The 22,756-nt window shown below is 69.0% G+C and carries 26 protein-coding genes and 1 tRNA gene; 12 read left to right on the forward strand and 15 right to left on the reverse strand.

What is annotated here, in order from left to right; all coding sequences use genetic code 11:
- Positions 1-87: 87 nt before the first annotated feature.
- From LZK98_RS06845 to LZK98_RS06865, 5 genes are all read left to right on the forward strand, one after another.
- Positions 88-759 (forward strand): SapC family protein, encoded by a 672-nt coding sequence (locus LZK98_RS06845; protein ID WP_233785653.1) that lies wholly within the window; start codon positions 88-90, stop codon positions 757-759.
- 13 nt (positions 760-772) lie between these two features.
- A complete protein-coding gene (locus LZK98_RS06850) occupies positions 773-1,783 on the forward strand; it encodes a cupin-like domain-containing protein (RefSeq protein ID WP_233785654.1) in 1,011 nt (336 codons plus the stop codon).
- Positions 1,784-1,915: 132 nt separating this feature from the next.
- Complete coding sequence (locus LZK98_RS06855) at positions 1,916-2,692, forward strand: IclR family transcriptional regulator (protein ID WP_233785655.1); 777 nt, start codon at positions 1,916-1,918, stop codon at positions 2,690-2,692.
- Between the two features lie 100 nt (positions 2,693-2,792).
- A complete protein-coding gene (locus tag LZK98_RS06860) occupies positions 2,793-4,070 on the forward strand; it encodes an L-fuconate dehydratase (protein ID WP_233785656.1) in 1,278 nt (425 codons plus the stop codon).
- Positions 4,071-4,149: 79 nt separating this feature from the next.
- Positions 4,150-4,236 (forward strand) — tRNA-Leu (locus LZK98_RS06865).
- A gap of 5 nt (positions 4,237-4,241) precedes the next feature.
- Here the strand turns inward: LZK98_RS06865 and LZK98_RS06870 are convergent.
- The 6 genes from LZK98_RS06870 to LZK98_RS06895 form a co-directional block, all read right to left on the reverse strand.
- On the reverse strand, positions 4,242-4,613 hold the full coding sequence (locus LZK98_RS06870) for a Rieske (2Fe-2S) protein (RefSeq protein WP_233785657.1): 372 nt from the start codon (positions 4,611-4,613) through the stop codon (positions 4,242-4,244).
- Positions 4,610-5,893, reverse strand: a complete 1,284-nt coding sequence (gene hmgA / locus LZK98_RS06875) for a homogentisate 1,2-dioxygenase (protein ID WP_233786520.1) — start codon at positions 5,891-5,893, stop codon at positions 4,610-4,612. Before hmgA ends, LZK98_RS06870 begins: the two co-directional genes overlap by 4 nt.
- Before the next feature lie 40 nt (positions 5,894-5,933).
- Positions 5,934-6,980: a 4-hydroxyphenylpyruvate dioxygenase gene (hppD, locus tag LZK98_RS06880; protein ID WP_233785658.1), complete on the reverse strand. Its 1,047-nt coding sequence runs from the start codon at positions 6,978-6,980 to the stop codon at positions 5,934-5,936.
- A gap of 361 nt (positions 6,981-7,341) precedes the next feature.
- Positions 7,342-8,442 carry an RluA family pseudouridine synthase gene (locus LZK98_RS06885; RefSeq protein WP_233785659.1) on the reverse strand — a complete coding sequence of 367 codons (1,101 nt, stop codon included), beginning with the start codon at positions 8,440-8,442 and terminating at the stop codon, positions 7,342-7,344.
- Positions 8,439-8,810, reverse strand: coding sequence for a fluoride efflux transporter CrcB (crcB, locus tag LZK98_RS06890; RefSeq protein ID WP_233785660.1), 372 nt, complete (start codon positions 8,808-8,810; stop codon positions 8,439-8,441). Before crcB ends, LZK98_RS06885 begins: the two co-directional genes overlap by 4 nt.
- A 153-nt stretch (positions 8,811-8,963) precedes the next feature.
- Positions 8,964-9,707: a hypothetical protein gene (locus tag LZK98_RS06895; protein ID WP_233785661.1), complete on the reverse strand. Its 744-nt coding sequence runs from the start codon at positions 9,705-9,707 to the stop codon at positions 8,964-8,966.
- 94 nt (positions 9,708-9,801) lie between these two features.
- On the opposite strand from LZK98_RS06895, the gene LZK98_RS06900 reads away from it, so the two are divergent.
- Complete coding sequence (locus LZK98_RS06900; protein ID WP_233785662.1) at positions 9,802-10,023, forward strand: hypothetical protein; 222 nt, start codon at positions 9,802-9,804, stop codon at positions 10,021-10,023.
- Positions 10,024-10,173: 150 nt separating this feature from the next.
- Here LZK98_RS06900 and LZK98_RS06905 read toward each other — a convergent pair whose 3' ends face one another.
- Positions 10,174-10,695, reverse strand: a complete 522-nt coding sequence (locus LZK98_RS06905) for a glycine zipper 2TM domain-containing protein (protein ID WP_233785663.1) — start codon at positions 10,693-10,695, stop codon at positions 10,174-10,176.
- 81 nt (positions 10,696-10,776) lie between these two features.
- Positions 10,777-11,616 carry a class I mannose-6-phosphate isomerase gene (locus LZK98_RS06910; RefSeq protein ID WP_233785664.1) on the reverse strand — a complete coding sequence of 280 codons (840 nt, stop codon included), beginning with the start codon at positions 11,614-11,616 and terminating at the stop codon, positions 10,777-10,779.
- A gap of 126 nt (positions 11,617-11,742) precedes the next feature.
- On the opposite strand from LZK98_RS06910, the gene LZK98_RS06915 reads away from it, so the two are divergent.
- The 4 genes from LZK98_RS06915 to LZK98_RS06930 all read left to right on the forward strand — a co-directional run bounded on the left by LZK98_RS06915 (position 11,743) and on the right by LZK98_RS06930 (position 15,839).
- Positions 11,743-12,609 carry an outer membrane protein assembly factor BamD gene (locus tag LZK98_RS06915; protein WP_233785665.1) on the forward strand — a complete coding sequence of 289 codons (867 nt, stop codon included), beginning with the start codon at positions 11,743-11,745 and terminating at the stop codon, positions 12,607-12,609.
- A 37-nt stretch (positions 12,610-12,646) separates the two neighbouring features.
- Complete coding sequence (recN, locus tag LZK98_RS06920; protein WP_233785666.1) at positions 12,647-14,305, forward strand: DNA repair protein RecN; 1,659 nt, start codon at positions 12,647-12,649, stop codon at positions 14,303-14,305.
- A gap of 6 nt (positions 14,306-14,311) precedes the next feature.
- Positions 14,312-15,388: a M23 family metallopeptidase gene (locus LZK98_RS06925; protein ID WP_233785667.1), complete on the forward strand. Its 1,077-nt coding sequence runs from the start codon at positions 14,312-14,314 to the stop codon at positions 15,386-15,388.
- A gap of 124 nt (positions 15,389-15,512) precedes the next feature.
- Positions 15,513-15,839, forward strand: a complete 327-nt coding sequence (locus LZK98_RS06930; protein WP_233785668.1) for a hypothetical protein — start codon at positions 15,513-15,515, stop codon at positions 15,837-15,839.
- 60 nt (positions 15,840-15,899) lie between these two features.
- On the opposite strand, the gene LZK98_RS06935 is transcribed toward LZK98_RS06930, so the two are convergent.
- The 3 genes from LZK98_RS06935 to tgt form a co-directional block, all read right to left on the reverse strand.
- On the reverse strand, positions 15,900-16,937 hold the full coding sequence (locus tag LZK98_RS06935) for a cell wall hydrolase (RefSeq protein ID WP_406693983.1): 1,038 nt from the start codon (positions 16,935-16,937) through the stop codon (positions 15,900-15,902).
- Between the two features lie 212 nt (positions 16,938-17,149).
- On the reverse strand, positions 17,150-17,356 hold the full coding sequence (locus LZK98_RS06940) for a hypothetical protein (protein ID WP_233785669.1): 207 nt from the start codon (positions 17,354-17,356) through the stop codon (positions 17,150-17,152).
- Between the two features lie 2 nt (positions 17,357-17,358).
- Positions 17,359-18,495 carry a tRNA guanosine(34) transglycosylase Tgt gene (tgt, locus tag LZK98_RS06945; RefSeq protein WP_233785670.1) on the reverse strand — a complete coding sequence of 379 codons (1,137 nt, stop codon included), beginning with the start codon at positions 18,493-18,495 and terminating at the stop codon, positions 17,359-17,361.
- 91 nt (positions 18,496-18,586) lie between these two features.
- Between tgt and LZK98_RS06950 the strand changes: the two genes are divergently transcribed.
- Positions 18,587-18,751 carry a hypothetical protein gene (locus LZK98_RS06950; RefSeq protein ID WP_233785671.1) on the forward strand — a complete coding sequence of 55 codons (165 nt, stop codon included), beginning with the start codon at positions 18,587-18,589 and terminating at the stop codon, positions 18,749-18,751.
- Positions 18,752-18,760: 9 nt separating this feature from the next.
- On the forward strand, positions 18,761-19,375 hold the full coding sequence (locus tag LZK98_RS06955; protein WP_233785672.1) for a cupin domain-containing protein: 615 nt from the start codon (positions 18,761-18,763) through the stop codon (positions 19,373-19,375).
- 3 nt (positions 19,376-19,378) lie between these two features.
- Here the strand turns inward: LZK98_RS06955 and LZK98_RS06960 are convergent, their stop codons facing one another.
- The 4 genes from LZK98_RS06960 to queA all read right to left on the reverse strand — a co-directional run bounded on the left by LZK98_RS06960 (position 19,379) and on the right by queA (position 22,738).
- Positions 19,379-20,035, reverse strand: a complete 657-nt coding sequence (locus LZK98_RS06960) for an HAD hydrolase-like protein (RefSeq protein WP_233785673.1) — start codon at positions 20,033-20,035, stop codon at positions 19,379-19,381.
- Complete coding sequence (locus tag LZK98_RS06965; RefSeq protein WP_233785674.1) at positions 20,028-20,987, reverse strand: cation diffusion facilitator family transporter; 960 nt, start codon at positions 20,985-20,987, stop codon at positions 20,028-20,030. Before LZK98_RS06965 ends, LZK98_RS06960 begins: the two co-directional genes overlap by 8 nt.
- A 205-nt stretch (positions 20,988-21,192) precedes the next feature.
- A complete protein-coding gene (locus LZK98_RS06970; RefSeq protein WP_233785675.1) occupies positions 21,193-21,699 on the reverse strand; it encodes an EF-hand domain-containing protein in 507 nt (168 codons plus the stop codon).
- Between the two features lie 13 nt (positions 21,700-21,712).
- Positions 21,713-22,738: a tRNA preQ1(34) S-adenosylmethionine ribosyltransferase-isomerase QueA gene (queA, locus tag LZK98_RS06975; protein ID WP_233785676.1), complete on the reverse strand. Its 1,026-nt coding sequence runs from the start codon at positions 22,736-22,738 to the stop codon at positions 21,713-21,715.
- Positions 22,739-22,756 lie beyond the last annotated feature (18 nt).

Consider the following 22,756-nt stretch of genomic DNA (forward strand, 5'->3'; position numbering starts at 1 on the left):
TGTTGTGTTATTCGAATTTTGGCGCACACTAACAACAAAAGTTAGCGCTATCAAGAGTGCTCTTGATCACGGGAGGGGAGGTGCCGAATGGCTATGCTTGAAGTGCTGAATGCGAGTGATCACCGCCAGCTCCGCCTGCGCGACGAGGCGGGGAGGGAGCCGCATTTTGTGCAGATCGTCGCAGCGGAATTTGCCGTCGCGGCCGCCCATTGCCCGATCCTGCTCGCGAAGGATGCCGGATCGGGCCGTTTCTACGCCGGTGCCATGTTCGGCTTCAAACCGGACGAGCTCCCGCTCGCGGAACCTGGAGACGCGTTCCGCCCGCTCGATCTCCAGCGTCAGGCGTTCTTCATTTCCGACGAGGACATCGCGATTGACCGGGAGCATCCCCGGATCAGCGAGACGGACGGCAAACCGCTGTTCGACGAAGAAGGGCAACCGAGCGATTCGCTGCGACGCATCCAGCGGGCGCTGGGCCTGCTGAAATCGGGGGTCGAGGAGACGGAGGCGTTCATCCGCGCGCTCCTCGCGCACAAGCTTGTCGAGCCGATCGACATCTCGCTGCGCTTCGACGACGGCGAGACGCTCTCTCTCCAGGGGCTTTACACGGTCAGCCTCGATGCGCTGCGTGATCTCGACGATTCGGCTGCGCTCGCGCTGTTCCGCAGCGGCCATCTCCAGCTCGCCTATGGCATGATCGCATCGCTGCAGCAGATTCCCGTCCTAGCGCATCGCCGCAACCGACGCCTGTCGGAGTGAGAAGGAAGAGGTGATGGACCAGCATCTTCGGGACATCGACGCCAGGCTCGTCCAGGACCCAGAAGCCTTTAGGCAGCACGTCTGCGAGCGGTGCGAGCCCGTGGTGGTGCGCGGTGCCTGCGCCGATTGGCCCGCACGACACGCCGCGGCGCGCTCGTTCGACGATCTCGCCGATTATCTGCTCCGGTTCGACGGCGGCATCACGGCCGAGGCGTTCGTCGGAATGCCCGATATCGACGGACGCTTTCACTATGACGAGAGCCTCGCCGGTTTCAATTTCGCCCGCGAGGAACTCGGCCTCCGCGATGTGCTCGCGCGGATCGCCGAAGGCGGGCAGCGGGGATCGTCCGTCTACATGGGCTCGCTTCCGGCGGACCGGCACCTGCCCGGCTTCGCCGAAGAGAACCGCGCGACGATGGTCGCATCATCGGTCCGTCCCCGTATCTGGCTCGGCAGCCGGTCGGAGATCGCCTGCCACTACGACACTTATGACAATCTCGCCTGCGTCGTCGCGGGCAGGCGCAGGTTCACCCTCTATCCCCCGGATGCGATCGCCGACCTCTACGTCGGTCCGATCGACCATACGATGGCCGGCCAGCCGGTCGGCCTTGCCGTGGGCTCGGAGCCGGGCGACCCACGCTATCCCCGCTTCGAACTTGCTCGTGATCGTGCCATCACCGTCGAGCTGGACGCCGGCGACGCGCTGTATCTGCCGAAGCTCTGGTGGCACCGGGTCGAGGCCACCGCGCCATTCAACCTGCTCGTCAACTATTGGTGGGATGGCTTCAGCGCCGGCCCGGACGCGCCCTATACCGCGATGATGCTGGCGATGATCGCGATCGCGGAGCGGCCGGCGGGGGAGCGCGCCGCCTGGCGCGCCTTCTTCGATCACTATGTCTTCCGCCCCCACGGCCATCCGCTGGCGCATCTTCCGGAGGAGAAGCACGGCCTTCTAGGACCGCTGCGGAGCGGCAATTATCGCCGTATCCGTGCGATCGTGATGCAGCTGCTCCGCGGCGACTAAGGCGTTCGGAACGGCGGAATGTCGCCTCTCGGTCGATGATTGCGCGGGCGAAGCGAATTCTTCTATTGAATTCTCCTATCGGCCCGCCGGCCCGCGTCTGACGCATTCCGGCGGGATAAGCGGGGGACGGCAGTGCCAGAGGATAAGGAGGATCGTCGCTACCGTGCGCCTGCGCTCGAGAAGGGGCTCGACATCCTCGAGCTGCTGGCGAACGAGAGCGAGCCGGTCACGCTCACCGGCATCGTTAACCGGCTCGGACGCTCGCACGGCGAGCTGTTCCGCATGGTCCAGGTGCTCGAGTTCCGCGGCTATATCGAGCAGGATCCGGCGTCCGACGGCTATCGCGTCAGCGATCGGCTCTTCTCGCTCGGGATGCAGCAGCCGCGGATGCGCAACCTGATCGAGGTGGCGCTGCCGGTCATGCGCCAGCTCACCCTTTCGCTCGGCCAATCCTGTCACCTCGCGCTGCACAGCCGCGGCGAGATGGTCGTGGTCGCGCGGATGGAATCGAGCGAGCAGCTCGGCTTCTCCGTGCGCGTCGGTTATCGGCGTCCGCTGTCGAAGGCCGCATCGGGCGCGGTGCTCTACGCCTTCCAGCCCGACGACGTTCGCGAGCGGTGGGAAAGGCTGTTCGATCCGCCGCTGACCGAGGAGGAGCTCGCGCAATTCCGCGCCCACGCCAGCGAAATCCGCGAACGCCAGGTCGAGATGGCGCCGAGCCAGTTCGTCGCGGGCGTCACCGACATCTCCGCACCCGTCATGCGCGGCGGCAGCGCCGCGGCGGCGCTCACCGTGCCATTCCTCAAGAAGCTGCAGCAATCACTGACGCCGCGCGAGGCGATCGTTCAGGTTCGCGAAGCCGCCCAGCGTATCTCCGAACAGCTTGTCGAAGGCGACAGCCGGGTCTGATCGGACCCTGACGTGATCCATATTCATGCTTGCCTAGGCAGCTACTCGCAAATATGAAAATCTGAATCATAAGCGAATAGTTTTGGCCGGAGCGCACCTGATGCGGATCACCAAGCTGCGGGTGCTCGACATCCGCTTTCCGACCTCCCAGCAGCTCGACGGATCGGATGCGATGAATGCCGATCCTGACTATTCGGCCGCCTATTGCATCCTTGAGACCGATCAGCCGGGGCTGGCGGGGCACGGACTTACCTTCACCATCGGCCGCGGCAACGACATCTGCTGCGCAGCGATCCAGGCCCTTGCGCCGCTGGTCGAGGGCCTCGACCTCGGCTGGATCCGCGAGGATGCTGGCCGCTTCTGGCGTCATATCACGGGCGACAGCCAGCTGCGCTGGATCGGGCCGGAGAAGGGCGTGATCCATCTCGCCACCGGTGCGGTCGTCAATGCCGTCTGGGACCTGTGGGCCAAGGCCGAGGGCAAGCCGCTCTGGCGGCTGGTGGGGGAGATGTCGCCCGCCGAGCTCATTCGGCTGATCGACTTCCGCTACATCACCGACTGCATCACTCCGCAAGAGGCGCTGGCGCTGCTCGAGCGGCGCGCTGAGGGCAAGGTGGAGCGTGTCGCGCGCCTGCTTGCCGAGGGATATCCCTGCTACACCACGTCGCCCGGCTGGCTCGGCTATTCGGATGCGAAGCTCGAGCAGCTCTGCCGCGAGGCGATCGACGAGGGTTTTCGCCACATCAAGCTCAAGGTCGGGAGGGACGTGGCCGACGACATCCGCCGCGTCGGCATCGCGCGCGAGGTGCTGGGGCCTGACCGCACCCTGATGATCGACGCCAACCAGGTGTGGGAGGTGGACGCGGCCATCGACCATGTCCGCGCGCTCGCCTTCGCCGAGCCCTGGTTCATCGAGGAGCCGACCAGTCCCGACGACGTGGAGGGGCACCGCCGCATCCGCGAGGCGGTCGCGCCGGTCAAGGTCGCGACCGGCGAGATGTGCCAGAACCGCATCATGTTCAAGCAGTTCATCATGCGCAGCGCGATCGACGTGGTGCAGATCGACGCCTGCCGGCTGGGCGGCGTCAACGAGGTGCTGGCGGTGCTGCTGATGGCGGCGAAGTACGACCTGCCCGTCTGCCCGCACGCGGGCGGGGTGGGGTTGTGCGAATATGTGCAGCACCTGTCGATGATCGATTATCTGAGCTTCGCCGGAACCAGGGAGGGCCGCGTCGCCGAATATGTCGACCATCTTCACGAGCATTTCGTCGACCCGTGTGTGGTGAGGAACGGCGCCTATCTGCCGCCGGAGGCACCGGGCTTCTCGATCGAGATGAAGGCGGACAGCCTGTCCCGCTATGAACATGCAGCGGCTTAGTCGCTGGCGTCTGGAAATCCGCCGATGACCCACCTATAGCCTGCGCCACGTCGATCCTCGGCCATGTGCCGAACGATCTGCGGGTGTGGCGGAATTGGTAGACGCAGCGGACTCAAAATCCGCCGTTGGCAACAACTTGTCGGTTCGAGTCCGACCACCCGTACCAGCATCTCACTCCGCCCCGGCCGTGACGATGAAGCCGTCCTCCACCCTGACCGGCCAAGGCGTAAGGCTCGCGCCGTGGCAGGGGCCGCCGACGCAGCGGCCGGTAGCGATCTCGAACAACGCCGAGTGCCAGCTGCAGGCGATGAGATCACCCGAAGGCGCGAGATAGTCGTCGAGCGTTTGTGCGAGCGGCAGGCCCATGTGCGGGCAGCGGTCGACATAGCCGTGGACATCGTCGCCGTGCCGCACGACGAAGCCGTGGAAGCGGCCGGCGCGGAGCTGGATCACGAAGCTGCGCGCCGTGCCCGGGCCGATCAGCTCCAGCGGCCCCAGCCGCACCCCGGCCGGGGTTGCATAGACGCGGTCGTCGGCGCTCACGCTCCGCGCTTCACCTCGGCCTTGCGGAAGCCCGTCCAGCAATCGTCGTAGTCGAGCTGGGCGAGCGGGGTCTCGGCGGCGAAGCGGGTGGGGCGGAACACGAAGCGGCTCTCGAACATGAAGGCCATGGTGTTGTCGATCTTGTGGGGCTTGAGCTCCGCCTTGACCGCGCCTTCGTAGCTCGCCTGGTCCGGGCCGTGCCCCGCCATCTGGTTGTGGAGCGAGGCGCCGCCGGGCGCGAAGCCGCCGGCCTTGGCGTCATAGGCGCCGTGGATCAGGCCCATGAACTCGCTCATCACGTTGCGGTGGAACCAAGGCGGGCGGAACGTCTCCTCCGCCACCATCCAGCGCGGCGGGAAGATCACGAAGTCGCAATTGGCGGTGCCGGGGGTGTCGCTCGGGCTGGTCAGCACGGTGAAGATCGATGGGTCGGGATGGTCGAAGCTCACCGTGTTGATCGTGTTGAAGCGGCGAAGGTCGTAGCGGCAGGGCGCGAGATTGCCGTGCCAGGCGACGACGTCGAACGGCGAATGGTCGAGCGTCGTCGTCCACAGGCCGCCCTGGAACTTCTGCACGATCTCATGCGGCTCGTCCGAATCCTCGAACCAGGCGGCCGGCGTCTCGAAATCGCGTGGATTGGCGAGGCCATTCGAGCCGATCGGCCCCAGGTCCGGCAGGCGGAACAGCGCGCCGTAATTCTCGCAGATGTAGCCGCGCGCCGCATCCGCGAGCAGCTCGACGCGGAAGCGCAGCCCGCGCGGGATCAGCGCCACCTGCTGCGGCTCGACCGTGAGCACGCCCATCTCGGTGACCAGCCGCAGCGCGCCCTGCTGCGGCACGATCAGCAGCTCGCCGTCGGCGTCGTAGAAGGCGCGGCCGGCCATCGACCGGTTGCAGGCGTAGAGATGGACCCCGACGCCCGCTCCGGCTGCGACGTCGCCGTTGCCGCAATAGGTGACGAGCCCGTCGACGAAGTCGGTCGGCTCGGCCGGCAGCGGCAGCGGGTCCCAGCGCAGGCGGTTGGGGGAGGGCGGCAGCTCGTCGAACGGGCCCGAGCGGATCAGCGATGGCCGCTCGTACGGCCGATAGGCCGGGTGGTTGGCGGTCGGGCGCAGCCGGTAGAGCCAGCTGCGCCGGTTCTCGCCGCGCGGCGCGGTGAAGGCGGTGCCCGAGAGCTGCTCGGTGTAGAGCCCATAGGGCACCTGCTGCGGCGAGTTGCGCCCGACCGGCAGCGCGCCGGGGGCCGCCTCGGTCGCGAAATGGTTGGCGAAGCCGGTCATATAATCGGGCATTGTCGCATCCTCGCCACGGCAGCTTGCATCACGCGTCGACGGTGATCACCCCGCGCCTGATCTGGTCAAGCTCGATCGACTCGTAGAGCGCCTGGAAGTTGCCGTTGCCGAAGCCTTCGTTGCCCTTGCGCTGGATGATCTCGAAGAAGATCGGGCCGAACATGTTCTCCGTGAAGATCTGGAGCAATATGCCCTCGTCGCCGACATTGCCGTCGATCAGGATGCGGTTCTTCCTGAGCCGTTCCAGGTCCTCGCCGTGGCCGGGCACGCGCTTGTCGACCAGCTCGTAATAGGTCTCGATCGTGTCCTGCAGGCGCACGCCGCGCGCGCGCAGCTTCTCGACCGTCCCGTAGATGTCGTCGGTGGTGAGCGCGAGGTGCTGGATGCCCTCGCCGTTATAGTCGCGGATGAATTCCTCGATCTGGCTCTTGTCGTCCTGGCTCTCGTTGAGCGGGATGCGGATCGCATGGTCGGGAGCGATCATCGCCTGGCTGAACAGGCCGGTCGCCTTGCCCTTGATGTCGAAATACTTCTGCTCCTCGAAGCCGAAGATCCTGGCGTAGAATTCCGACCACACCCGCATCTGGCCGCGGCGGACGTTGTGGGTCAGATGGTCGAGCAGGTCGAGCCCGACCGAGTTGCGCTCCGCCGCCTCGCGCCAGCCGGGGACCTCCTCCCAGCCGGCGAAGGGATCGCCGTCGACGAGATAGAGCAGCGACCCGCCGATGCCCTCGATCGCCCTGGCGCCGGGCAGGGCGCTGTCGCTGGTGTCGGCCGCCGTCGCGCCGCGCTCGACCGCCAGCGCCAGGGCGCGCGCGGCGTCGGCGACGTTGAAGCCCATGCCGTTGGCCGAAGGGCCGTGCAGCGCGCGGAATGCCGCCGCCTGACCCTCACCCGCATTGAGGATGAAGGCGATGCGGCCCTGACGATAGAGCGTCAGCCCGCGCTCGGGCACGCGCGCCGCGGGAACGAAGCCGAGCTGCTCCAGCTGCGCGCCCATCGCCGTCGGATCGGGCGAGGTGAACTCGGCGAAGGCGAAGCCGTCGAGCCCGAGCGGATTTGCCTGATCGGTCATCAAAACCTCCGGATATAGTATCAAATGAAACCAATACGCCGTGCAGATATGGTGTCAATTGAAACGATATCGAGGTGGGTCCGGTTGCCTTTGTCGAAGGCTGGAGCGAAGGAGCTGGATTGGGCGGATCGACATTCAGCCTCTGCCCTCTCCCCTCCATGGAGGGGAGAGGGTTGCGCAGACTTGGCAGCTTGCTGCCTAGTCGGAGCTGGGAGAGGGGTGGGCGGCTTCGTAGAAGCCGCGCGAGGCTCCGCCTCGCTCTACCCCTCTCCCAACCTCCGCCAGGCACTAAAGCGCCAAGCTGCGGTATCCCTCTCCCCTTGATAGGGGAGAGGGCAGCGAGGCCGAATATCGATCGATCCTAGCGCTTCACCGCCCCCCGGCTCCGCCGTTCCCCCCGCCGCTCCTTGCGCACCGTCTTGGCGTGCGCCTTGGCCTTTGCCTTCTGCTGCGCCTTGGTCGGCGGCGGCGCCTCCTCGGCGAGCGGGCGGTCGCCCAGGGCGAGGTCGAAGCCCAGCATCGCCATGCTCTCCGCGAAATGCTCGGGCAGCTCGGCGCTCACGTCGACCTTGCCGCCGTCGGGATGGTCGATGCGGATGCGGCGGGCGTGGAGGTGCATCTTGCGGCTGACCCCGCCGGTCAGGAACGCCTCCTTGCCGCCGTACTTGCCGTCGCCGACGATCGGATGGCCGATCGCCGCCATGTGGACGCGCAGCTGGTGCGTGCGTCCGGTGAGCGGCTGAAGCTCGACCCAGGCGGCGCGGTTGCCCGCCTGTTCGATGACGCGGTAGCGACTGCGCGACGGCTGCCCTTCATGCTCGCTGACGTGCATCTTCTCGCCGCCGGTGCCGGGCTGTTTGGCGATCGGTAGGTCGATCAGGCCGTCCTCGATCTCCGGCACGCCGACCACCAGCGCCCAGTAGATCTTGCGCGCCGACCGGCCGGAGAAATGCTTGGAGAAGAAGGCGGCGGCGCGGGCGGTGCGGGCGAGCAGCAGCGCGCCCGACGTATCCTTGTCGAGCCGGTGGACCAGCTTCGGCCGGCCCTCCGCGTCGAACTGGAGCGCGTCGAGCAGGCCGTCGACATGGCTTTCGGTGCGCGTGCCGCCCTGCGTCGCGAGGCCCGGCGGCTTGTTGATGACGATCGCCTGTGCGTCCCGATGGATCACCATCTCGCGTGCGAACTCGATCTGCTCGTCGCTGAGGGGAGGGCGCTCGCGCTTCGGTCGGGCGGCGGCGACGGCCGGTTCGGCAGGCGGGACGCGGATCGTCTGGCCCTCGGCGAGGCGATCGCCCGGCGTCGCGCGCGCGCCGTCGACCCGGAGCTGCCCGGTGCGCGCCCAGCGCGAGACGAGGTTGAAGCTCGTCTCCGGCAAATGCCGCTTGAACCAGCGGTCGAGCCGGATGCCGTCGTCGTCGGCGCCGACGGTGAACTGGCGGACGTTGGTGGACTCTGCGCTCATGCCAGCGCCCGGACGATCTGGAGCCCGCCGAACAGCGCCAGCACCGATCCGATCACCGACACCAGCACATAGCCGATCGCCGCGGTGGCCTGTCCGCGCTCGATCATCGTCACCACGTCGAGGCTGAAGGCGGAGAAGGTGGTGAAGCCGCCGAGAATGCCGACGCCGAGCAGCAGCCGCACGGGCTCGCCCCAGCTCCCGCGCGCGAGGATGCCGGCGAGCAGGCCCATCGCGAGGCCGCCGATCAGGTTCACGGCCAGCGTACCCCAGGGATAGCCGGGCCCGAACAGCGCGAGCGTCAGCCGTCCGACCAGGTGCCGCGCACCGGCCCCGACCGCGCCGCCGAGCATGACGAGAAGCAGGTTCATCTCCGACGCCTAGCCGACCTGCCGCCGTCCGTCACCCTTTCGTCATGCCGGGCTTGTTCCGGCATCCACGGAGCCGCAGGCTTTGCTGTCTGTGGTGCGGTGGACCCCGGAACAAGTCCGGGGTGACGATCGTGTTTGTGGCTGGCGTTAGCGTCAAATGCCGTTGTTGGCGATAAGATCGATGTCGGTGCCGCCGCCCTCGCGCGGGGTCATGTAGAGCACATAGGCGCCGCCGTCGCGATTGCGGGTGCCGCCGAGGACGTGCTGCGCGCCGTCCGACTGGTGCTCGGCGGTGAAGCCCGCCTTCACCGCGCGGGTATAGTACCAGTCGAGCATCGCCGGCATTGGCTGCGGCACGGTGAAGCTCACCACGCGCAGCGAGCATTGCGCATCCTGCACCCCCGCCGCCTCGATCACGCGGGCGTTGACGTAGAGCGGGATATCCCGCGGCAGCCGGGTCGCCCAGCCGGCGGCATAGCGCAGCTTGCCGATGCAGCCGGGCAGGCCCTGCCCCTTCTGCCGCGCCGCGAGCGCGCCCAGCGTGAGCGATTCGTCCGCGGCCTTGCACTCGGGACAGCCGCCGGCGATCGGCGGAGGTGCCTTCATGATGTCGCCGGCGGCCGGCGCGGGGCCTGCGGCGACGTCGGTCGACGGCACCGGCGCCGCATAGGGCTGGCTCGGCGGGCGCACCGAATCGGCGTTGGATTTCTGCGCGAGCTGCGGGTCGACCATGATCTGGTCCTGCAGCGCGCCGGTCAGCAGCGGGTCGCTGCCGTTGTTGGAGATGCCCTCGGCCAGTTCCTGGTCGAGCGTGTCGACGTTCTGCTCCTGCGGCGCACCACTCCCGCACGCGGCAAGCGCGATCGGCAGCAGCAGGGCGAGAGACATGCGGATCATCGCGGTTTCCCTGCACCGGACAGGGTTAAGGAAGCGTTGGCGATAGCTGCTGTTCTATATTGATAATACACCTGCACTGCATTAGATTGCCGCCATGCTCAACCTTCTCTCGATCCTTATCGGGCTCGTCGCCCTGATCTTCGCGATCCCCGGGCTGATCCCGCTGCTCGGCATCCTCAACTATGCCGCGATCCCGATCGCCGTGATCGGCGCCGGCGTCGGCGTGCTGTCGAGCCACAACAGCGGCCGCAACTTCAACCTGCTCGTGCTGGTGGTGGCGGTGGTGCGGCTGTGGCTGGGCGGCTTCATCTTCTGACGAGAAAGGGCCCGGCGGTCGCCCGGAGCCTTTGATGTGTTTCAGCCAAGGCTGAAACGGTCGCGGCACCGGCCCGCTCCCCCACCCGGCCACCCAGCGGCAGTATCTTATGGGTGGCCGGGTGGGGGAGCGGGCCGGTGCCGCTACAAGCTAACGGCAGCGGACGTTGCCGCGGTCGACCGCGTTGCCGAGCGCACCGCCCGCCGCGGCGCCGATCAGCGTCCCGAGCAGCGCGTCGCGGCGGTTCGCCATGGTATTGCCGAGCAAGCCGCCGGCGAGGCCGCCGATGATCAGGCCGGTGGTGCCGTCGTCGCGGCGGCAATAATAGCGGCCGTCGTTGCCGTAATAGATGCGGTCGTTGCGACCCAGCCGGCGCTCGCGATAGTAGCGGCCGTCGCGATAGTAGCGCGAGGGATCGTAATAACGCTGGCCGCGCTCGTACCGGTTGTAGTCGTAGTTGCGATAGCGGCGCCAATCGCGGTTCCGGTCGCGCCGGTCGCGATAGCCCCGATCGCGGTTATAGTCGCGCGTGGCGCGGCGTATGTCGCGGTTGAACTGCGCCCGATCGCCGTCCTGATAGGTGGGAGCGGATGTCGTCGTCGCGGCGGCCGCGGCGGGAACCGCCGAGAAGCTGATCGCGGCGATCACGGCGGCGAGAATGGAGCTGCGCATGGTGTCCTCCTCTTCAGGCAGACGAAAAAACGAACGCCTGCATCATACAGGGGGTTGCATGTACGGCGAGCTACCGGGCGTTCATTCCCCTGTCATCTCGATCCGCCGCTCACCGGGATAGGCGAATAGCAGATCGGCGCCGTCCTGCGCCACCAGTTCGCATGACCCGGTCAGCGTCAGGCATTCGCCGGCCTTGAAGCCGACGCCGTCGACCGCGCCTTCGCCGGTGATCGGGATCAGCCAGCCGGTCGTGTCGCCAGGCAGGGTGAAGCGGCGGCGTCCCGCCGGCCAGCGCTCGAGCACGAACTTGGGGCCCTCGACCAGGATGGTGCGGTCGTCTGCCACGCGGCCGGGCATCGGGTGCGGCACATAGGGACCGGTCCGGGACACCGCGACGCCGTCATCGAGGTGCAGCTCGCGCGGGCGGCCATAATCGTAGAGACGATAGGTGGTGTCGGAGTTCTGCTGCACCTCGATCAGCGTCAGGCCGGCGCCGATCGCATGGATCGTGCCCGAGGCCGAATAGAGGAAATCGCCCGCCTTCACCGGCTTCCAGTCGACGAGCTGCTCGATCGATCCGTCGAGCGCCGCCGCGCGCAGCGCTTCGGGCGAGACCTTCTCGTGCGTGCCGATCGCGATCGTCGAATCGGGCTCGGCGGCGAGGATCAGCCAGCATTCGTCCTTGCCGCGCGGGAGGCCGCGGGCGTGCGCCTGCTCGTCGTCGGGATGGACCTGCACCGACAGCTTCTCGCTGGTGAACAGGTATTTGATCAGCAGCTCGGGCGTGGCGTCGCCGGGCGTCTGGAACCACACCTCGCCGACCGGCTCGCCGCCCGGCGCCGGATCGGGGAATCCGGGCCACAGGTGATGGCGGCCCCAGGGCTTCTCGACGCGGTGGGTGGCGAGCAGGGTGGCGGTCATTGGTGCGATGTCCCGAGATGTCCGAATGGTTGTTTCGAGCCCATAACACCGTTCGCTGCACGGTCGATCCCTCTCGGCACGAAAAGGATTGGCTGCGTCCCATGCGCTGGGCTACACAGCCGGCCCATGCGTATTTCGAAGTTCCGCGCCGCCGCACTCGCGCTCGTCAGTCTCAGCGTCATCGCCACCGCCGGCTGCGCGCGCCGGGGAGGGGGGCGTGGCGACCTGCCCTATGTCGCCCGCGACGTCGGCACGCTCTATTCGGCGGCGAAGGACCGGCTCGACCGGCACGACTATAAGCTCGCCGCCGCGCTGTTCGACGAGGTCGAGCGCCAGCATCCCTATTCGATCTGGGCGCGCCGCGCGCAGCTGATGGGCGCGTTCAGCTATTACCTCGCCCGCGACTATACCCAGGCGATCCAGTCGGCGCAGCGCTTCCTGTCGGTCCACCCGGGCAACCGCGACGCGCCCTATGCCTATTATCTGATCGCGCTCAGCTATTACGAGCAGATCAATGACGTGACGCGCGACCAGAAGATCTCGCAGCAGGCGCTCGACGCGCTCGGCGAGCTCATGCGCCGCTATCCCAACACCCGCTACGCCGCCGACGCGCGGCTCAAGGTCGATCTGGTGCGCGATCACCTCGCCGGCAAGGAGATGGAGATCGGCCGCTTCTACGAAGCGCGCGGTCAGTGGCTGGCGGCGTCGATGCGCTTCCGCGCGGTGATCGACCAGTATCAGGCCACCACCCATGCGCCGGAGGCGCTGATGCGGCTGACCGAGACCTATCTCGCGCTCGGCCTGCACGACGAGGCGCAGAAATCGGCGGCGGTGCTCGGCGCCAACTATCCCGGCACCGACTGGTACGAGCACGCCTACAAGCTGATCCAGGAGCACCCGCCGAGCACCGCGGCGCCGGAAGGAACCGACGTGCAGCAGACCACACCGCAGAGCGAAGAGAACGGCGGTCGGGGCAAGCGCCGCCCGCGCTGACTTCCACCCGGGCCGCGGTCATGGCAGAGCAGGGGCGATGCTGACCGCGCTGGCCATAAGGGACGTCGTGCTGATCGAGGCGCTCGACCTCGATTTCGCGCCGGGGCTCGGCGTGCTCACCGGAGAGACCGGGGCGGGCAAGTCGATCCTGCTCGATGCGCTGGGGCTGGCCCTGGGCGCGCGGGCTGACAGCGGGCTGGTCCGCCACGGCGCGCAGCAGGCGAGCGTTGCCGCCACCTTCGAGTTGCCGCCCGACGGAGCGATCGCCTCGCTGATGGCGCAGAACGGGCTCGAGCTGGAGCCGGGCGAGCCGCTCATCATCCGCCGCATCCTCAAGGCCGACGGCGGCAGCCGCGCCTTCGTCAACGATCAGCCGGCGTCGGCGGGCCTGCTGCGCGAGCTCGGCGGCCACCTCGTCGAGATCCACGGCCAGCACGACGACCGCGGCCTGCTCAACTCGCGCGGCCACCGCGCATTGCTCGACGCATTCGGGCGCTGCGACAGCGGCCCGCTCGCGGTCGCCTACCACGCCTGGCGCGAGGCGGAGGACGCGCTCGCCGTCGCCCGCGCCGAGCAGGACGCGGCGGAGGCCGATCGCGAATGGCTCGAACATGCCGTCGCCGAACTCCAGAGCTTCGCGCCCGAGCCCGGCGAGGAAGCGACGCTGGCCGAGCGTCGCGCGGCGATGCAGCGGGGGGAGAAAGTCGCGGGCGAGCTCGCGGCGATCGCGGCGCTGCTCGACGATTCGGACGGCGCGCTTGCCCGTCTCCGCCAGGCCGGGCGCATCCTCGACCGCATCGGCGACGCTCATCCCGCGCTTGCCGAGGCGCTCACCGCGATCGACCGCGCGTTGGCGGAGGGCGATTCTGCCCAGGCTTCGGTCGATGCCGCTGCCGAGGCGCTGGCGTTCGATCCGGCAGCGCTCGAAGCCGACGAGGCGCGGCTGTTCGACCTGCGCGCGCTCGCCCGCAAGCATCGCGTCCAGCCCGACGATCTTGCCGCGCTCGCCGAGGAGCTGGCGGGACGCCTCGCCCGGCTGGAAAGCGGCGGGCAGGGGATCGCCGCGCTCGAAGCCGCGCTGGCCGAGAAGGCGAAGGTCTATGAGGAGGCGTCCCAGGCCCTTTCCGCCGCCCGTATCGCCGCTGCCGAGCGCCTCGATGCGGCGGTGACGACCGAGCTCGCCCCGCTGAAGCTCGACGCTGCGCGCTTCCGCACCGCCGTCGAGCCGTTGCCGCGCGAGCAATGGGGCGCACACGGCGCCGACCGCGTCGAGTTCCTGGTCTCGACCAACCCCGGTGCGCCGTTCGGCCCGCTGGTCCGCATCGCCAGCGGCGGCGAGCTGTCGCGCTTCATCCTCGCGCTCAAGGTCGCGCTCGCCGAGGAGGGCGGCGCGCGCACGCTGATCTTCGACGAGATCGATCGCGGCGTCGGCGGCGCGGTGGCGAGCGCGATCGGCGAGCGGCTCGCGCGTCTCGCCGAAAGCGCGCAGGTGCTGGTGGTGACGCACAGCCCTCAAGTCGCCGCGCGCGGCGCCCGCCACCTGCTGATCGCCAAGAGCCATGACGGCACCGTCACCCGCACCGGCGTCACGCCGCTCGATCCGGCGGAGCGCCGCGAGGAAATCGCGAGGATGCTCTCCGGCGCTGAGATCACCGACGAGGCCCGCGCCCAGGCCGAACGCCTGCTGGCGGCGTAACGGCGGATGCTCCGCTTCGCCCCGCTCGCGCTGCTGATCGGAGCGGGCGGCGCGGACGTGAGCCAGGGCTTCGATGCGCGCATCGCGGTTGCGCCGCAGCCGGTCGCGATCGGGGATCGGACGATGCTGGTCTACGAGCTGGCGCTGACCAGCTTCGCCGCCGCACCGGTGACGCTCACGCGGGTCGAGGTGCGCGACGGCGAGCGCGTGATCGCCGATCTCGCGGGCGACGCTCTGGCCGCAGCGATCGGCCGGACCGATTCGGCGCCGAGCGAAGGAGTGACGACGATCACTCCCGGCGCCCGAGCTACGCTCTATTTGAACGTGTCGGCAGCCGCTGCGCCGCGGACGCTGCGGCACCGCCTGACCTTCACGACCGCCGGAGCGGCCAGGACGCTCGATCTGCCGGCGGTCACAGTGGACCGCACGCCGCTTCCGGAACTCGGACCGCCGCTGCGGGGCGGTCCATGGGTCGCCGTCTACGATCCGGCAATGGAGCGGGGCCATCGCCGCGTCTTCTATGCCGTCGACGGCACCGCCCGTCTCCCCGGCCGCTTCGCGATCGACTGGTTCAGCCTCGATGACGCCGGCCGCGACGAAGCGCGGCTCCAGGATTGGCGCGGCTATGGCGCCCTGGTGCTCGCGGTGGCCGACGGCACCGTGGTTGCCGTGCGCGACGATGTTCCCGATCCGGCCGCGCTCCGTCCGTTCGCGCGTCCATCGATCGGAGATGCTACGGGCAATTACGTCGCGCTCGACATCGGCGGCGGGCGCATCGCCTTCTACGAGCATCTGAAGCACGGCGCGCCGGTGCGGTCGGGGCAGCGCGTGCGGCGCGGCGACGTGATCGGCGCGCTGGGCTATACCGGCCAGACCACCGGGCCGCATCTGCACTTCCATCTCGCCGACGCGAATGCGCCGCTGGCGGCGGAGGGGCGGCCCTACCGCCTCGCCGATGCGCAATGGATCGGCGGCTATGCCTCGATCGCCGCCTTCGCAGCGGGTGAGCGCTGGCAGCCGCGGACGCCGGCCGCGGTCGCTTTCCCGCCGGCCAATGCGGTGGTGCGCTTCCCGGACAGATGAACGAACCCGATCGCGCTGGCATCGTCTGCGACACATTTCCGGCATTGCCGTCACATCTCGGCGACAGGCGCATCCGATACCCCTGCTCGTCCGATCCGTCGGACGAAAAAGAGGAGTTCGTATCATGAACCGGATCACCAGGATCGTCGCCGGCTTCAGCCTTGCCGCGGCGGTCGCCGTTCCCACCGTCGCCAACGCGCAGGCGTGGCAGAGCATCAATGCCCGCCAGGCCCGGCTCGAGGCGCGGATCAACCAGGGCGTCCGCTCCGGCGCACTGACCCGGCCGGAGGCGGCCCGGCTGCGCAGCGACTTCCGCGCGCTGACCAGGCTCGAGGCGCGCTATCGCGTCAACGGGCTGAGCCTTGGCGAGCGCCGCGACCTCGACCGCCGCTTCGACGCGCTGTCGGCGCGGATCCGCTATCAGAAGCACGACCGCAACCACCGCTGGTAAGCGGACGGCTGCGGCAACGAAGGACCCCGCCGGCGACCGGCGGGGTTTTTCATGCGCGGGTCAGCGCAGCGGCTTTCCCGAATCCTTCCATTTGTCGAGAATCTGCGAGTCGCTGCCGGCCGCGGCATATTGCGGCAGCACATCGCCGCTCTGCACGGGCGGTGCCGCGGCTGCGGTAGCCGATTTGGCCGGGAGCGAGGTCGGCACGACCGCCGCGATCACCGGCGCCGGGAACGCGACCGGCGCCGCCTCGGTCCTTGGATGCGGAGCCGCCGCCGGCTCATACCCGGAATAGGCCTGGCTGAACGCGGCCGGCGTGCCCCACCAACCCTTCCAGCGATGGAAGAAATGCGCCCCGAACGCGCCGGTCATCACCAGGCTGCGCTGCCACGCCGGGCGCACCGCATAGGTATGATAGTGGGTGGCGAGGCCGACCGGCGCGAAGACGCGGCCGGCGAGCGCCAGTGCCGCTACGCGCCGTGCCCGCTCCCAGGCAGCACGCATCGGCACGCGCGCCATCGCCCCGTCGCAGGCGAAGCTGAACTGGCAGCCGGCGCGCTCCGATCCCTGATAGACCACGCCGCACACGCTGTTCGGGAACGCCGGATGGCGCACGCGATTGAGGACGACCTGGGCGACCGCCGCCTGGCCGTCGTCGGGCTCGTTCGCCGCTTCGTAGTAGATGGCGGTGGTAAGGCATTGCAGCGCGCGCGCCTGGTCGGCAGGCGTGCCCTTGAGCACGAACGGCGCGGCCGGGCGGATCGAGGCGTCGGCGACCGCGTTCGCCGGCACTGGCAGGTCGGGCAGCGCGGTGGTGCCGGTGACGCCGGCGACCGGCGCGGCGGTCTCGCTCGCCGCCGCCACATCGTCCTCGTTCGCGTAGAGCAGTGCGGCGCCGGGGAAATGATCGTCGGCCTCATAGCCGGCCGGCCGCGCTGCGCTCGGGATCGCGCCCTGATCGCCGCCGGTCAGCCCAGCGTGCGCGGAAAAGCCGGCGCCGGCGAGCGATACCAGCACCGCCGCCAGCGTCCCGCGTGCCCTTTGTCCGGATAGCCATCGCTCGATCACGCGCGCGGCATAGCCGATTGCGCACGCCACGGCGCGGGCCGATTTCGGCCTGTCCCGCCGCGAAACGATTGATGGTTAACGTAATTTCTGAAATCCTCCCCGGCACGGGGAGAGGGACCAAGACGCGTAGCGGCTTGGTGGAGGGGGACCCTCGGCGGCGGAGTCCGGTGCGGTGGGCCCCCTCCACCACCGACCTTCAGTCGGCGGTCCCCCTCCCCGTGCCGGGGAGGAGCTTGATGTCCTCAGTCCCGCCGCTTGCCGCGATTGCGCCCGGCGTAGAGCACCGCAGCCGCGACCGCCGCCGATCCGATGCCGACGCCCAGCCCGATTGCGCCGATCGTCCAGGCATTGCCCTTGTTGTCGCCCGACCGCGCGCGCTCCTTGCGCGCCTTGGCGTCCTTGGCGGCGGCGAGGATCTCGTTCTGCTGTTCGTCGTCGTTGTCGGCCACGCTCACTCTCCCTTTCCTCCGCGATATTGCGCGCGGAAGGCATTGGCAAATGCACCCAGGCGCGTCTCTGCGATCGCCGCGCGCAGGTCCGCCATCAACGCCTGATAGAAGAAGAGGTTGTGCTCGGTCATCAGCATCGCGCCAAGAATTTCGCCGGCACGCACCAGATGGTGGAGATAGGCGCGGCTCCAGCCATGGCAGACGGGGCAGGCGCACTGGGGATCGAGCGGGCCCAGATCCTCGGCGAAGCGGGCGTTGCGGATGTTGATCGGGCCCGATCGGGTAAAGGCCTGGCCGGTGCGCCCGCTGCGGGTCGGCAGCACGCAGTCGAACATGTCGATGCCGCGCTCGACCGCGCCGACGATGTCGTCGGGCTTGCCGACGCCCATCAGGTAGCGGGGCCTGTCGGCGGGAAGCTGGCCGGGCGCATAGTCGAGCACGCCGAACATCGCCTCCTGCCCCTCGCCGACGGCGAGGCCGCCGACCGCATAGCCGTCGAAGCCGATGTCGGTCAGCGCCTCGGCCGAGGCCCTGCGCAGCCCCTCGTCCAGCGCGCCCTGCTGGATGCCGAACACGGCGTTGTTCTCGGCATGATCGCCTCCTGCGTCGAACGCGGCGCGGCTGCGCTTCGCCCAGCGCATCGATCGCTCCATCGCCTTCGCCTGCACGTCGCGCGTCGAAGTGGTGGGGACGAGCTCGTCGAACGCCATCACGATCGAGCTGCCGAGCAGCCGCTGGATTTCGATCGACCGCTCGGGGCTGAGCAGGTGCCTGGTCCCGTCGAGGTGCGACTTGAAGGCGACGCCTTCCTCGCTCCGGGTGGTGAGCTCGGCGAGGCTCATCACCTGGTAGCCGCCGGAATCGGTGAGGATCGGCCGGTCCCAGCCCATGAAGCCGTGCAGCCCGCCCAGCTTCGCCACGCGCTCGGCGCCGGGGCGCAGCATCAGGTGATAGGTGTTGCCGAGGATGATGTCCGCGCCCGACGCGCGCACGTCGGCGGGCTTCATCGCCTTGACCGTGGCGGCGGTGCCGACCGGCATGAAGGCGGGGGTACGGATCGTACCGCGCCGCATCGCGATCTCGCCGGTGCGGGCGCGGCCGTCGGTGGCGTGGACGGTGAACTGGAAACGTGGAGCCATGATCGCGCCTAGTGCCGCCTGAACCGCGCGCTGTCGAGCGGCGGGGAACCGCGGGGGCGGGCTCGGGCGTTCGGGCGGGGAGGAGAGAGCCATGCCCAACCAACCGCTCAATCCCGGCGACGAGGCTGCGCCGGGCACCCCCGGCACCGGGGAGAATGTCTGCCGCCGCTGCAACGGCACCGGCAAGGTCGACGGACGGGCCTGTCCGATATGCGACGGCACCGGCAAGGTGACGGAAGGGATCGGCGGCGCCTAAGGTCGGTCCATGGCGAGCGAACAGGACGACGCGCTGCGCGAGATGGCGCGGCATCGCGGGCTCAGGCTCAAGAAGTCGCGGCGGCGCAAGCGCGGCGGCGACTTCGGGAAATACGGCCTGACCGATCCCGGCGGGAAGCCGGTGTTCGGCTTCAAGGACAAGACGCTCACCGCCACGGCCGACGAGATCGAGGCGTATCTGCGCAGCGCGATGGTCGCCGACTGGAAGAGCTCGACCAAGGGCCTGAAGCGCAAGGCCGCGCCCAAGGCTCCGCCGCCACCGCCCCCGCCGCCGAAGCTCAAGGTCAGGCTCGCCAACCTGTTCGCCAGACTGCCGGCGGCCAGGCGCAACGAGGCCTTCACCGAGCTGCTGGCGCGCCCGGGCATCCGCGTCGAACGGATCGTCTCGCGCGGGCAGGCGACGCCGGCCGATGCGCCGATGCGCCAGGACCATGACGAATGGGTGCTGCTGCTCCAGGGCGAGGCAGCGATGCGGATCGAGACCTCGGACGAGGTGGAGCTCCGTCCCGGCGACCATCTGCTGATCGAGCGGGGGCAGGAGCATTGGGTGACGCGCACCAGCGAGGAACCGCCGACCGTGTGGTTGGCGGTACACCTCGGCTGAGCGTCAGCGCCGCGCCGCCAGATAGCGCAGGATATCGTCGGGCGTGCGGAATAGGACGTCCGGGCGGGTCGCCGCGAGCGCGTCCTCGCTGGCATAGCCCCACAGCACCGCGCCGGTGCGCATCCCCACCTCGCGCGCGGCATCGACGTCGCGGGTCTCGTCGCCGATCGAGATCGCGTCCTCGGGTCTCAGGCCCATCTGTTTGAGCACGCGGCGGAACTTGGGCGCCTTGCCGAACAGCGAGCTGCCCGCCGCCCAGGCGTCGATCCGCGCCGTATTGTCCGGGCCGAGGATCGCGCGGGCGTTGTTGGCGGCGTTGGAGGTGACGAGGCCCATGCGGAACCCCAGCGCGCCGACGCCGGCGAGCAGGTCCGCCGTGCCGGGGAACAGCGGAATCTGGTCGACGTTACGCGACACCAGCCGGCGGACATGGCGCGAGATCAGCGGCAGCTTCCAGCGCGGGATGCCGAGATAGGCGATCACCTCACGCGAGGGGCGGTGGCGCAGCATCTCGATCTCGTCGTCGTCGACCTCGCGGAAGCGAAAGCGGCGCGCGAGGTCGTTGACGACGGTCAGGAACCAGTCGCCGCTGTTGGAGAGGGTCCCGTCGAAATCGAAGATGACCCCCTTGATCGCCACCCCGTGCCCCGCGTCAGCCATGCGCCAGCCGCTCGCTGTGAAGGTGGCAGGGACTGCCGTCGTCGATCTCGATCTGCACCGTCGCATGGCCGATGCCGAAGTCATGCTCGAGCCGGTGCTGGAGGTCGTGGAGGAAGGCGTCGCCCGGGTGGCCGCCCGGCATCACCAGATGCACGGTCAGCGCGGACTTGGTGGTGCTCATCGGCCAGATGTGGAGATCGTGGATACGTGCCACGCCGGGCAGTTTTTCGATCGTCGCGGCGACGCGATCCGAATCGATCCCCGGCGGCACCGCCTGCAGCGCCATGCCGAGCGAATCGCGGAACAGCCCCCAGCTGCTCCACAGGATGACCGCCACCACGACCAGGCTCACCACTGGATCGATCCACCATTGGTCGGTGAAGGCGATCAGCACCCCGGCGACGACCACCCCGGCCGAGACCAGCGCGTCGACCGCCATGTGGAGGAAGGCCCCCTTGATGTTGAGATCGCCGTGCCGCCCGCGCGCGAACATCAACGCGGTCGCGCCGTTGACGACGATGCCCGCGCCGGCGACCCAGATCAGCGCGCGCGAGTCGACCACCGGCGGCGCGCCGAGCCGCCGCGTCGCTTCCCAGGCGATCGCGCCCACCGCCACGAACAACAGGGTCGCATTGACGAGCGCCGCCAGGATCGAGGAGCCGCCGAGGCCGTAGGTGAAGCGCTTCGACGCCGGCCGCTTTGACAGCTCCGCCGCGCCCCAGGCGATCAGCAGCCCCAGCACGTCGGAGAGATTGTGCCCGGCATCGGCGAGCAGCGCGACCGAATCGGCGGCGATGCCGAACGCCGCCTCGACCACCACGAAGGCGAGGTTGAGAGCGGTGCCGATCGCGAAGGCATGGCCGAAGCTGGCCGGGGCATGGCTGTGGCCATGTCCGTGCGCATGGCCGTTTCCGTGCGAATGCCCATGCGAATGATCGTGGTGCGCGCCCATTTGCCCAGGCTTAGCGGCTTAGTGCCATGTAATGCTAGCACACACAGACAATCGAATTCCCCCAATCCGTCACCCCGGACTTGTTCCGGGGTCCACCGGGCACCAGGTGCAGGTTTCACGGTTCCAGCTGCAACCGTCAGTCCTTGTGGAGACGTGGATGCCGGAACAAGTCCGGCATGACGATTCAGGTTCGTTGCAAGCCGCTCTACCGCTCCGGCGGCCGCCCGCCGCGTCCGCGGCGCTTGCCGCCTTCGCCGTACGGCCGATCGCTGCCGAACGCCGAGCCGCGGATCGTCAGCAGCTCCTTGTGGGTTAGGACATGATCCTTGTCGGTGTCGAACCGCGCGAAGATCGCGCTCATCCGGGTCTGCAGCTCGTCGAGCGTGATGCGGTTGTCGCCGTCGCGGTCGACCTCGAACGGGCTCGGCACGGCGTTGCGGTCGCCGAGCCAATGCTCCGCCCAGTCGGCGAAGGCGATGTAGCCGATGTCCTTGGCGCCCTTGGCGACCGTCTCGAAGCTCCGCGCCACGCCGGCGCTCGCCTCCGCCTCGGTGATGCGCCCGTCGCCGTCGGAATCGAAGCCGGCGAGCATCATCGCCACCGGCTCGACCACGACCGTCGCGGTGGCGGGGCGGTAGGGCGCGGCCTGGATCGGCACGTCGCCCTGCGGCGCCTGCTGCGCGGCGAGGAGGAGAGCGAGGTGAAGCGGCATCGGGGCAGACCTTTCAGGGCAGGAGCAGGCTGGCGTCGCCATAGCTGTAGAAACGATATCCCCCGGCGATCGCATGGGCATAGGCCGCCTGCATGCGATCCAATCCCATCAGCGCCGACACCAGCATGAACAGCGTCGAGCGCGGCAGGTGGAAGTTGGTGACGAGCCCGTCGATCCCGCGGAAGCGATAGCCGGGCGTGATGAAGATCGCGGTGTCGCCCTCGAACGGGCGCACGATGCCGTCCTGGCCGGCCGCGCTCTCGATCAGGCGCAGGCTGGTGGTGCCGACCGCGATCACCCGTCCGCCGGCCGCGCGCGTCGCGTTGAGCCGGTCGGCGGTGGCGGCGTCGATCCGGCCCCATTCGGCGTGCATCTCGTGCTCGTCGGTGTCCTCGACCTTGACCGGCAGGAAGGTGCCGGCGCCGACATGGAGGGTGAGGGTGGTGTGCCCGATCCCCGCCGCCTCCAGCGCCGCCATCAGCTCCGGCGTGAAGTGCAGCGCGGCGGTCGGCGCAGCGACGGCGCCGGGCTCGTTGGCGAACATCGTCTGATAGTCGTCCGCGTCCTTCTCGTCGGCGGGGCGGCGGCTGGCGATATAGGGCGGCAGCGGCATCCGCCCGGCCCGCTCGATCAGCAGCTCGACCGGCTCGTCGCCGAGGAAATCGAGCGCGAAGGTGCCGCGGCCCTGCCGGTCGGAGGCGATCGCCGCGACGCCCTTGCCGAAATCGACGATGTCGCCGTCGCGCAGCCGCTTGGCGTTGCGGATGAACGCACGCCAGCGCCGCGGCCCCTCGCGCTTGTGCAGCGTCGCGCCGATCTGCGCATTGCCGCGCAGCCCCTCGAGCTGCGCGGGAATGACCCGCGTGTCGTTGAACACGAGCAGGTCGCCCGGCCGCAGCGCCGCGGGCAGCTCGCGGACGATGCGATCGTGCAGGCCGGCGTCGTCCACCACCAGCATCCGCGCCGAATCGCGGGGGGTGGCGGGACGAAGGGCGATACGCTCCGGCGGGAGCTCGAAATCGAAGAGATCGACGTTCATGGCCGACCCCCCTTGGTC

The organism is Sphingomonas cannabina (assembly GCF_021391395.1).
GTDB classification, from domain to species: Bacteria; Pseudomonadota; Alphaproteobacteria; order Sphingomonadales; family Sphingomonadaceae; genus Sphingomonas; species Sphingomonas cannabina.